The following is a 1,122-nucleotide window of genomic DNA, read 5'->3' as shown; positions in this document are numbered from 1 at the left end:
TTTTTGTCACCGACAACGACTAGAGCTGCGAAGCGGAAACGACGACCACCTTTAACAACTTTCGCTACGCGGTTAACGGTAACTAAGCGTTCTTCTAACTCTAATTTGCTTGGGTCAATACGACGCATATTCATATGTCCCTCCTTCTTTTATTAAAATTCTAATCCAGCTTCGCGTGCAGCATCAGCCAATGCTTTTACACGTCCATGATAAAGGTAACCGCCACGGTCGAACACGACATTTGTGATACCTTTTTCAGAAGCGCGTTTTGCAACAAGCTCGCCAACTTTTGCAGCCGCAGACGTATCGCTGCCATTTTCAGCGTTAAAGTCTTTATCAAGAGTTGATGCACTCACAAGTGTAACACCGTTCACATCATCGATCACTTGTGCGTAAATATGTTTGTTTGAACGGAAAACATTTAGACGAGGTCTCTCAGGGGTTCCTGAAAGCTTCGCGCGAACACGACCGTGTCTTTTAAGACGTGCAGCATTCTTGCTTGTTTTCGTAATCATCTGGGTCACTCCTTTCTCACATTAAGCGGTTTTACTTAGCAGATTTACCTTCTTTACGACGAACCATTTCTCCTTCATAGCGGATCCCTTTGCCTTTGTAAGGTTCTGGAGAACGTACAGCGCGAATGTTTGCAGCAGTAGCTCCAACACGCTCTTTATCTGTACCTTTTACAACCACTTTTGTTTGAGATGGAACTTCGATTTCAATTCCGTTTTCAGGAACGATTTCTACAGGGTGAGAGTATCCAACGTTCAAAACAAGTTTGTTTCCGGATTTAGAAGCACGGTAACCGACACCGACTAATTCCAAACCTCTTTCAAAACCTTTAGATACACCTTCAACCATGTTTCCGATGATGCTGCGAGTTGTGCCATGCAGCGCACGGTGTTCTTTATTATCTGAAGGACGCTCTACAGTAAGTACATTGTCCTCAATTTTAATCTTCATATCAGGATGAAACGTACGAGTTAATTCTCCTTTTGGTCCTTTCACGGTTACAGTGTTGTCGTTCAGAGTAACTGTAACGCCTGAAGGAATCTCAAGTAGCTTCTTACCTACACGAGACATACCAAACACCTCCATTCATGTTAAACTTCTTACCAAACG

The 1,122-nt window shown here is 43.2% G+C and carries 2 protein-coding genes and 1 pseudogene; all 3 read right to left on the bottom strand.

Annotated features, from left to right (window positions below; translation table 11 throughout):
• Positions 1–128: pseudogene (gene rpsE / locus C1T29_RS01195) on the bottom strand (30S ribosomal protein S5); the annotation flags it as partial.
• A gap of 24 nt (positions 129–152) precedes the next feature.
• A complete protein-coding gene (gene rplR / locus C1T29_RS01190) occupies positions 153–515 on the bottom strand; it encodes a 50S ribosomal protein L18 (protein WP_020449866.1) in 363 nt (120 codons plus the stop codon).
• A 31-nt stretch (positions 516–546) separates the two neighbouring features.
• Positions 547–1,083: a 50S ribosomal protein L6 gene (rplF, locus tag C1T29_RS01185; protein ID WP_003178356.1), complete on the bottom strand. Its 537-nt coding sequence runs from the start codon at positions 1,081–1,083 to the stop codon at positions 547–549.
• Positions 1,084–1,122: the final 39 nt, after the last annotated feature.

Source organism: Bacillus sp. MBGLi79 (assembly GCF_002953915.1).
This window is presented reverse-complemented; position numbering and strand designations above follow the sequence as displayed.

Bases quoted from the DNA above. Each gene is read 5' to 3' on its own strand.
- rplR (WP_020449866.1), bottom strand. From the start codon at position 515: ATGATTACGAAAACAAGCAAGAATGCTGCACGTCTTAAAAGACACGGT.
- rplF (WP_003178356.1), bottom strand. From the start codon at position 1,083: ATGTCTCGTGTAGGTAAGAAGCTACTTGAGATTCCTTCAGGCGTTACA.